Below are 10,521 nucleotides of genomic sequence, written 5' to 3'. Positions count from 1 at the left end.
ACACATAAAAAATTATTCGCCTACAGTGTCTAGTAAATAAATTTACTAGACGCTCATAATTTTTTTATTTCTATATTTACACATAAAAAATTATTCGCCTACAGTGTCTAGTAAATAAATTTACTAGACGCTCATAATTTTTTTATTTCTTCTATGCTCAAATCTGTATTTTCACTTATTATTTTTATATCTATTCCTGATTCTTTTAATTTTTTAGCTATGGATATTTGCTGTTCTTTTTTACCTTGTTCTATACCTTCTTTTATACCTTCATCTCTCTCTCTTTTTAACATTATAGTTTGACCATATAAAAAAGCATCTCTGGCGTTATAAACTTCCATTTCTTCTTTACTTGATATAAATCTCTCATATTTATCTATTACTTTTGGCATAATATCATTAACCTCCTTTAATTTATCTTTTACTTTATCTAAATCTTTAACTGTAAAAAACTCTATCCAAGATAATATTTTATTTTTCTTAATATCATCCGTATTGGCATTATTTAATATTTTTATAAATCTTGGTACTTCTATTATATGCATCTGCATCATATCTAATGACACACTATGATTCTCAGTATCTATTAATTTAAAACATCTATGGGCTTTACCTTCATCATAAAAATCCATATTAAAGTTCACAAAATTAATACTTATAATCTGACTAATAATATCATAAGGTTCGTTTTCATTAATTTCACTTACCACATTTTTTGATATATAATAAAATATCCTTTTTACAAAATCAATATTTCCAGATAATTGTATCTCTATAATGATTTTTTTATTGTCTTTTGTTTTAGCTTTCACATCAAGAACAGATTCTTTGAGATTAATATTTTCAGGCAAATTATGAGGATTTATAATTTCTAAATCATGTACTTCATCAAATTTTGAATCTCTAAGTACACAATTTACTATATTTTCTAATATATCTTCATTTCCAAGAGAGCCTAGAAGGTAACGCACAAAGTAATCGTTCATTCTATTAATATTTCTCATAAACAAATTATAACAAATAAATATATAAAAGTAAATTAAGAAAATATTTATTACTAGTGCTATTTTTGAAAATATAAGACTTTTATAAAAAATAAAAATGCCATTAATTAGAATGCAAATAAATTTATAACAACATTAGTTTATAGTAAAATATTTATATGTCTTTTTTGCAACTTTGGCTAAGCCAAAAAAGTTGATATAAAAAATAAATAAAAAACTACTCATTAAAAGAACCTTTTATTTATAAATAAAAAATTACTTGTAAAAAGTGCCTGCCATTTTTCAAATAGCAGGCACTCGTAATTTTTTATCTCAAGCTTTTTTATTGATTAAATATTTTCTTCTATTAAGATACTAAATCCTTAACGGCATCGTGTCCGGCATTTAATGCCTTTTTTATTTATATATAAAAAAGTTTTCGCTAAAAAACCTCTGCACTCTTACGAGTACAGAGGCTCAAACTTTTTTATTTATTAAAAATTTTCTTCTATTAAGATACTAAATCCTTAACAGCATCGCGTCCGGCATTTAATGCCTTTTCATTGGACGGAAGAAAATCTTTCTTACGCTCTCCGAATACCTTCAAAAATGCCTGCTGCACACTGTCAAATGATACTATATTATGAAATGTAAGCAAAGCACCAAGCATAACCATATTAGCAGATTTAGGATTGCCTATATCGCCTGCAATTTTATTTGCTTCAACATAAGCAACTTTTATATCATCTCTTGAAGCCTTTTTCTCTATCAAAGACGAATTTATTAAAAGTATTCCATTAGGAAGAACATCTTTTTCAAATTTGGTAAGAGAAGGAAGATTCATAATAACTGCCGCACTGGCATCATGAGAAATCATAGGAGAGCCTACAAGTTCATCGCTTACAACCACCGAACAATTAGCAGTACCTCCTCTCATCTCAGGGCCATAAGAAGGACACCAAGTAACATGCTTATTTTCTATCATTCCGGCATAGGCTATCATCTGTCCCATAGACATAACACCCTGTCCGCCGAAGCCTGCAAAAATAATTCTTTCTGTACTCATATATTCCCTCCTTTTTTAACCGTCATTTCTAAAATTACCAAGAGGATAATGAGGTATCATATATTCTCTTATCCATTTATGAGATTCAGTTGGTGCTATTCCCCAGTTAGTAGTACAGCTTGTAAGCATTTCTACTATAGAAAAGCCTTTTCCTGCAATCTGATTTTCAAAAGCCTTTTTAACTGCAACTTTAGCCTTTCTAATATTTGCAGGACTGTCTAAAGCAACTCTCTCAACAAAAGTAGCACCCTCTAAAGTAGCAAGCATTTCGCATACTCTTATAGGTTTGCCTGCTCTGTGGAAATCTCTTCCGGCTTGTGTAGTAGTTGTTCTTTGTCCTTCCAAAGTTGTAGGAGCCATCTGTCCGCCTGTCATTCCGTAAATTGCATTATTCAAGAATATTACTGTAATATTTTCTCCTCTTGCAGCGGCATGTACTATCTCGGCAGTACCTATTGCAGCTAAATCTCCATCTCCTTGAAGTGTAAATACAACACTGTCATGAATAGCTCTTTTTATACCTGTAGCAACAGCCGGAGCTCTTCCATGTGCTGCCTGCTGCATATCGCAATTAAAATATTTATAAGCAAGTACTGAACAACCTACTGAAGCTATTCCTACAGTTCTATCAAGTACATTAAGTTCTTCTAAACATTCAGCTATTATTCTCTGAGAAGTACCATGCATACAGCCGGGACAATAATGTGTCCTTGCATCTGTTAATCCTTTTGATTTTTCAAATACTGTCATAATAAACCTCCTGCTAAATCTCTCACATTATCTATTATTTCATGAGAAGTAGGTACCAAACCGCCAGCCTTTCCATAGAATTTAACAGGAACTTTACATTCTACTGCGAGTTTTACATCATCAACCATCTGTCCCATGCTCAGTTCAACACTTATATACATTTTGCAATTAGGGTTATCAAATGCTTTAACAGGAAAAGGCCATAAAGTTTGAGGTCTAATCATACCAACCTTCTTACCTTCTTCTCTAAATTTATCAACAACACCTCTTACTATTCTTGACATAGTACCATAAGAAACAAATATTAACTCTGCATCATCTGTATGATATTTTTCTGCTCTTGCTTCTTTTTCTTTTATTTCATCGTATTTTTTCTGCAAATGAATATTATGTTCATATAATAATTCAGGCTCTAAATAAAGAGAGTTAATTATATTATTTTTTTCTCTTTTTCCTCTTTTTCCGCATGCCGCCCAAGTTTTTTCTTTTATCTCATACTTTGGCTTATATACTATATCTACAGGCTCCATCATCTGACCTATAAAACCATCAGCAGCAACATAAACAGGAGTTCTGTAATGATCAGCTATATCAAAAGCCTCCATTATCATATCAGCAGCTTCCTGTAAATTTGCAGGTGCTAAAACAGGACAATTATAATCCCCATCTCCGCCGCCTTTAGTCATCATATTATAATCACTTTGAGAAGGCTGTATACTTCCAAGTCCAGGACCTCCTCTCATAACATTAAGTATAACAGCAGGAACTTCCGCACCGGCAAGATATGATATACCTTCCTGTTTTAAAGCTATACCTGGAGAAGAAGAAGAAGTCATAGCTCTTACTCCAGCTCCGCCTGCCCCATAAACCATATTAATAGCAGCAACCTCACTTTCTGCCTGCACAAATGATCCGCCTGATTCATACATAGCTTTTGACATAAATTCAGGTATCTCATTCTGCGGTGTAATAGGATACCCAAAAAAACATTTACATCCTGCAGCAATAGCCGCACTAGCCATAGCCTCATTTCCTTTCATTAATGTCCTAGCCATTATTTACCCTCCTCTTTGTCTAACCTTTCTACTGTTATACATATATCCGGACACATCATCGCACAATTAGCACAGCCTATACATTTTTCCATATCAGTAACAGCTGCCGGATAATATCCCCAAGAATTCATATTTTCTTTATCTAAATACAGTATCTTAGTTGGACAAACAGATATGCAATTAGAACATCCTTTACATTGTTCTCTATCAATAGTAACTCTGCCTTTAGCCATATATCCTCCTTCATTGATATTAAACTTTATTAATATAATATAATAAATATTATAAAAAACTACCGGTACAATACCGGAACAATATTATATTATATTTAAAAATATTGATTTGTCAAAATTTAATATAAAAATAAAAATAAGTCAATGAATAATATTAACTATATATTATGAATAATATTAACTATTATATATAGTAATTATTATATTTTTGTATATAATTATAAGAATAATGTATTTTATTGGAGTGATCATTAATGAATATAGATGATAGAAAGAACATAGAAAGATTATTTGATTTAGGGCATGATGCTTTTATCAGTAAAGATTATGAAAAGTCTATTGAATATTTAGATGAAATTATCAATATTTATAATAAAGATATTATTGCATATTCAGACAGCGAATTTATTATATATAGCGATTCTTATGATAATGAAGACGATGAAGAAGGAAAAAATATAAATAATGAAGATATAAATACCACCCATGATACTCTAGTAGATGTATACTATAATAGAGGACTATCATATTTTAATTTAAAAAAGTATGAAGAAGCTATTAAAGATTTTGATAAAGTTATAGAATTATCTCCGGATAAATCTAATGCCTATTACAACAGAGGGCATTCTAAATCATATTTAGGTCAGTACGAAGAAGGAATCAAAGATTTCAAAAAAGTTTTAGAGTTTAATGAAGATGATGCTGAAGCTATATACTATATAGGATTAGGATATTTTTATTTGGGAAGATATGAGGAAGCTATAAAAAACTTTGATATATCTTTATTATTAGATGATGAAATTGATGATGCATACTATTATAGAGGGCACTCTAAAAGATACCTTAATATGTATGAGGAGGCATTATCTGACTTTAATAAAGTTATACAATTAAGAGATGATGACAGCGATTCATATTATTCTAAAGGTTTGACTGAATTTTTCTTAGGGCTATATGAAAATGCTATTAATGATTTTGATAAAGCTATTGCATTAGACAGCAATTATTCTAATGCATATTATTTCAGAGGGCTTACTAAAAACAGCTTAGAGTTATACAAAGAGGCTATGGACGATTATAAAAAAGCATTAGAATACGCCGATGAAGATAATATTATAAGTATATATAATGATATGGGGCTTCTAGAATACAAATTAGGTAATTATAAAGAGGCTATCAATTATTATACTAAAATTATAAAAATAAATGATGATATATACTATTCATATTATAACAGAGCATTGGCTGAAGAGTCTTTGGAATTATATGAAGATGCTTTAGCCGATTATAATAAAGCCATAGAATTAAATCCTGAAGATACTTATTCATATAACAATAGAGGACTCATAAAAAATGAAATGCAAATGTATGATGAGGCATTAGAAGATTATAATAAAGCTATAGAACTTGAGAAAAACGATGCATATTTATACAATAACAGAGCCTTACTTAAAGGAAGAATGCATTTATACAAAGAGGCCATAGAAGATTTTGACAAAGCTATTTCATTATACAGTGAAGATGCTGAATTTTATTATTATAGAGGACTTACTAACTCATACCTAAATGAATTAGATGAAGCTTTAAAATATATAAACAAAGCCATAGAACTAGATTCTAAATATATTAATGCCTATAATGAAAGAGGGCTTATACATTATAGGAATACAGATTATAACTCAGCTATTAAAGATTTCAAAAAAGTTATAGAGCTCGATAATGAAAGCGTATATGCTAATTATCATTTAGCTTTATCTTATGATGCTTTAGAGGAATATGAAACAGCTTTGAAATATTATGCAAGAGTTATTGAGCTTGATCCGAATACGCCTGATCCATATTATAACAGGGCTTTAGCTGAAATTGAAATGGAATTATACAATGAGGCTATAGAAGATTTTTATAAAGTAATAGAAATTGATAATACTATAATGGACGCTTATTTTAATATAGGTATATGTTATGATTCTTTAAAAGAACATCAAAAAGCTATAGACTGCTACACTAAAGTTATTGAAGCTGATAAATCTTCAATTGATGCTTATTATAATAGAGGATTGAGCAAAGTAGAATTAAAACTTTATAATGAGGCTTTTGAAGATTATATAAGGGCTTTAGAAATTGATCCTAAATATGCTAATGCCTACAATGGTATAGGTTTTTCAAAGACAAAATATTCCAACAATGAATTTAAATATGGCAACACTCAAAGGGCTATAGATTTACTTAATGATGCCTTATTATATTATGAAAAGGGTTTAGCTTTAAAAATAAATGACAATTTAAATAATGCTTCAATTTATGACAGTATGGGTTATACTACTACAAAATTAGCTAATATTTATTTATCAATGAAAGATAATGACAATGCTTACAAATACTATAATAATGCTTTATTATGCTTTAGATATGCTTTAAAACTAAATAGTAAACATGCTCTAGCTAATAACAGCATAGCGTACATTTATATACAATTAGATAAAATGAACAATAAGAAAAATATTTTTAATGAAGAGGCTTACAAATATTTTTCTGATGCATACAGCTTTGCTAAAAAAGATGATAAAAAATTAATAGTAAAATGTATTACTTCACTTGCAAAAGAAAATATAAAAACTGCTGAAGAGTTTTGTACTAATAACAATATAGAGTTCTAATTCCCGCACGGTAAGTAAAATAAAAAATATAAATTAATTTAGTATTCAATTTTTGCTATATATAAAAATAGATAAAGCGTGCGGTGTATTAAATTAAAAAATCTAATCTTCACTTGGGCGGGTGCTATAATTTCTAAATAGGCTTTAAATATAGATAAATTTAAAATTGCAGATTATAGTAATAAAAATAAAAGGGCGGGGTATGTAAATAAAGTTTTAAAACTTAAATTACACTTGCCCACCCTTTAGGCTCTTTGATTTATTCTGTGACTTTTAAATTATTTTTCTTTTTAGTTTTAACATGTTATTTTAACTGCCCACCCAAGATTTTTTTTAAATTTACAGCGAATATACTAAAAATTTTAGAGTTTGTCAAAAATACAATTTTAAATTTAGGTTATTTGTGGGGACTAGCCCCCACCACCCCCAGTTCTTTTTGTGACCAAAAGAACCAAAAAGACTGCATTTTTAGTCAAAATATAGTTTTTATATTATATTTTAAAGAATACTTAATAATATTTTATGCTATTAATAAATAAAAATTACATTCGTAAATAATTAAAAATTGACAAAATATAATTGTTTAGGTATATACCACATGCATAGAAAAACTAAAAATTTGAATTTATATTATAATTCAAATTTTATTATGTTTTTAAACTTTGCTCACCGTGCGTTAAATAAAATTTCAAATCTGTTATTCAAGATTTTTTCTTTTCTGCTCTTTTAGATAATTCTTTTTAGCTTCTTCGATATTCATAAATGATTCCATTGTGCTGTTTAGATTTGCTTTTAATTTCTGCCTTTCTTCTAGTGCTTGTTTTCTATTTTGCTTGAATGCTTTTTCATGACTTTTCATTATGTCTAAATCTCTAACTATACCAGCCTGAGCCTTAGCCATTTCAACAGCAGCCTCCAAAACTTCCTTAGCATCGTTATAACCTTGTTCAATTCTTCTGTATGCACCTTCCGGAGAAAAATCCAAAGTACCATTTATAAGATTGCCTAAATCCTCCTGAGGACATATCTCGTATATAGTAGCCGATGAATCCCTTCTGTCTTTTATAATCTCATCAGCTTTCAAATGTATAACCATTATATCCGTACAGCCTTCATCATAAAGAGGAGTAAGAGGAGAATTGTCTTTAATGCCTCCGTCTAAATATACCTCGCCGTCAACTTTCTCTACAGGAAATAAAATAGGTATGGCAGAAGATGCAAGAAGTATATCTATAATGTCCTTTTCACTTCTTCCATTTAATTTGAAATAATGGGCATTGAATGACGGTATATGGGTGCAGGCACAGTAAATAGGAAAATCCATATTTGAAATGCAGTTTAAATCGATATGCTTGTTTATAATGCTCACAAGTCCGTCCCTAGAAAGAACACCTGTAGAAGCAAGAACACCCACAAAAGCAGCAACAGCAGGATTGGTCATAAGCATAGCACCGTATTTTCCGAAACCTTTAATAGTGCTTTCTATGTCAATGCTTAATATTTTGTTTTTGATTTCTCTAGTCCAAATTTTTTCGGCTAATTTGTAATCGTCCAAAGCGAAAAGGCAAGAATTCAAAGCCCCTACAGAAGCCCCAGAAACAGCCTTTATATTTCTGTCAAGCCCAACCTCTTTTAAATACTTCCAAACACCGATTTGATAAGCACCCTTACCGCCGCCGCCGTCCAAAACAAGCCCCAATTTATCCATAATAAATTTATCCTTTAATTATATAATTAAAAATTATTGAAAAAATCAAAATTAAAGAAAAAACTGTTATTTTTTTTAGTCTTTTTTTCTTTTTTTATTACTAAATTGTCTGTAGAATTATTATTTCCGTAATAAGAATATCTAAGTTTTCCAGATAAATCCTGATAGAAAGTTCCTTTTGTAGTTTTTAGTCCATCAGCATATTTTGGATTTAATGATATAGCTCTGTTTAATGCCTCTTCTATTAAAAATCTATTACCTTTGCTTTCTATTAATGCTTCAGCTTTATTTATAAATGCCAAAGGCTCTTCATTATTAATTTTTATTGCTTTATCATAATATTCTATAGCTTTTCCATATTCATCAAGTTCTCTGTATATTACACCTAAATTAATATTCGCGGCATAGCTATTTGGCTTTAATTTAACTGCTTTTATCATAGCTTCTTTTGCTTTTTCAGGATTTTCTGCATATACATAACTCATTGCAGTAAAATAATTGGTAGCATGATTATCTAATCCTTTTTCTATAGATAATTCAAAATTTTCAGCAGCTTCTTCATATCCTTCTAAATTAAATAAAGCTCCTCCTATGGCTTCATATAATTCTGCTGTATCTAGTCCCTGTTCTTTAGCTTTTTCTAATAAATATAAACTTCCTTCATGATTTCCTTCTTTTTCTAATTCTACTGCTAAATCAAAAATTAAATTGGCTGAGGCTGATATTTTAGGAGTTTCTTCTTTTTCTTCTATCTCAACTAAGTCTATATCTTTCAATTCGTTTATCATAGCTACTGACAAATCAAAATATGAATTCTCTTTCTCTAAATCCATATTTAAATTACTAGCTGCATAATTTTTTAATAAATTAAACTGTACTTCTTTTTCATCTTTGCCTGACATATCAACTATGCTGTCTACAATATATTTTTCATCTGTTTCTAGCTTTTCTATTTTCTTGATATTTCCAAGCAAAGGCACTTCTATATCTTCAAGCTCATTTAATTTTGCTTTATCCAATGCCTCAAAAAATTTATCAGCTATTTTACTATTGGATAAAAGTGTATTATAAAGGCTAATCATACTTATTTTATCACTTGGATTTATTCCTATTTTATCCATCATAGGTTTTAACATCATCAAATCATTAAGCGAGTAATTGCCTTTAGTTGCTAAAAAGAAATCGGAAATAAGGCAGAGCATTTTTTCATTATTATTTTCTAAATTCTTATATGACACTCCATCAAACTCTAAATATTCTATTGTTGACTCAAGATGTACAACATTCATACTTCTTTCAAGTTTATCTATTCTTGTAGACTCTCTAATCAAAGCAGACATTGACATAGTCATCATTTTCTGCATTTGAGAATATACTTCATTAAACTCTTTATCTATTTGAGTAACTAAGCAGTTGAGTTTGCAGTTTACTCCCATTATAGCGTCAAAAGTTAATTTACCCTGCTGTGCTAGTTTTTGTATCATCTTTATGCAGGCTTGCTGAGATACGGCAAAATCCCTGTCTATTTCGCCTCTTAATTTTCTATTTTTTCCTGTAATATTTCCCCATAAATTTTTCAATGGACCTTGATTTGCTAATTTTTCGGCTTTTGCTTTTCCTGCTGATATTGCTGAGCTTGCCTGTGCTGCTAATCTGGTTAATTGTTTTCCATTGTCTTTAAACTCTTCATAAGTTTTATCTACATACTCATCTATTGCTGTTTTTTCTTCTTCTGTTAAATCCTTGTCATAAGGCATAGGTAAATTAAAGTCCATGGTAAACTCCTTTATAAGTATTATTAAATAGTTTTTTATAGATTATTTTTATGCAATGAGTTATGAATAGATTATTTTTTAAAATACAAAATTGATATATAATATTTTGAAAATAGAAAATAAGACTATATTCTAGGTCTGGTCTGGTCTGGTCTGGTCTGGTCTGGTCTCAGACTAGATATAATAAATTCTAATTTAAACATATTAATCATAGTATAATATAAAAAAATCATTAAGTCAATATACCTTTATATCATAGTAAAAAATTAATAATTTATATGCTTCATGCAGTAA

Annotated in this window: 8 protein-coding genes; 1 reads left to right on the top strand and 7 read right to left on the bottom strand. The window is 29.4% G+C overall.

The window, feature by feature from the left end:
* Positions 1–131: 131 nt before the first annotated feature.
* The 5 genes from Q0K19_RS10405 to Q0K19_RS10385 form a co-directional block, all read right to left on the bottom strand.
* A complete protein-coding gene (locus tag Q0K19_RS10405) occupies positions 132–1,004 on the bottom strand; it encodes an Rpn family recombination-promoting nuclease/putative transposase (protein WP_297247711.1) in 873 nt (290 codons plus the stop codon).
* 490 nt (positions 1,005–1,494) lie between these two features.
* Positions 1,495–2,049: a 2-oxoacid:acceptor oxidoreductase family protein gene (locus tag Q0K19_RS10400; RefSeq protein ID WP_297247710.1), complete on the bottom strand. Its 555-nt coding sequence runs from the start codon at positions 2,047–2,049 to the stop codon at positions 1,495–1,497.
* Positions 2,050–2,064: 15 nt separating this feature from the next.
* Positions 2,065–2,799 (bottom strand): thiamine pyrophosphate-dependent enzyme, encoded by a 735-nt coding sequence (locus Q0K19_RS10395; RefSeq protein WP_048593223.1) that lies wholly within the window; start codon positions 2,797–2,799, stop codon positions 2,065–2,067.
* Entirely contained in the window at positions 2,796–3,854 is a 1,059-nt protein-coding gene (locus Q0K19_RS10390) for a 3-methyl-2-oxobutanoate dehydrogenase subunit VorB (protein WP_297247709.1), read from the bottom strand. The genes Q0K19_RS10395 and Q0K19_RS10390 overlap by 4 nt, the downstream gene beginning before the upstream one ends.
* Positions 3,854–4,087: a ferredoxin family protein gene (locus Q0K19_RS10385; RefSeq protein WP_014489141.1), complete on the bottom strand. Its 234-nt coding sequence runs from the start codon at positions 4,085–4,087 to the stop codon at positions 3,854–3,856. The genes Q0K19_RS10390 and Q0K19_RS10385 overlap by 1 nt, the downstream gene beginning before the upstream one ends.
* Before the next feature lie 254 nt (positions 4,088–4,341).
* Here Q0K19_RS10385 and Q0K19_RS10380 point away from each other — a divergent pair, with 254 nt between their 5' ends.
* Positions 4,342–6,744 carry a tetratricopeptide repeat protein gene (locus Q0K19_RS10380; RefSeq protein ID WP_297247708.1) on the top strand — a complete coding sequence of 801 codons (2,403 nt, stop codon included), beginning with the start codon at positions 4,342–4,344 and terminating at the stop codon, positions 6,742–6,744.
* Positions 6,745–7,441: 697 nt separating this feature from the next.
* On the opposite strand, the gene Q0K19_RS10375 is transcribed toward Q0K19_RS10380, so the two are convergent.
* Together Q0K19_RS10375 and Q0K19_RS10370 are read right to left on the bottom strand one after the other, a co-directional pair.
* Entirely contained in the window at positions 7,442–8,452 is a 1,011-nt protein-coding gene (locus Q0K19_RS10375; RefSeq protein ID WP_297247707.1) for a patatin-like phospholipase family protein, read from the bottom strand.
* A gap of 26 nt (positions 8,453–8,478) precedes the next feature.
* Positions 8,479–10,227 carry a tetratricopeptide repeat protein gene (locus Q0K19_RS10370; protein ID WP_297247706.1) on the bottom strand — a complete coding sequence of 583 codons (1,749 nt, stop codon included), beginning with the start codon at positions 10,225–10,227 and terminating at the stop codon, positions 8,479–8,481.
* Positions 10,228–10,521 lie beyond the last annotated feature (294 nt).

Origin of the sequence: uncultured Brachyspira sp. (genome assembly GCF_944393015.1) — a bacterium.
GTDB lineage: Bacteria > Spirochaetota > Brachyspiria > Brachyspirales > Brachyspiraceae > Brachyspira.
The sequence above is the reverse complement of the archived record's forward strand: the minus strand, read 5'-3'. Positions and strand labels throughout refer to the sequence as shown.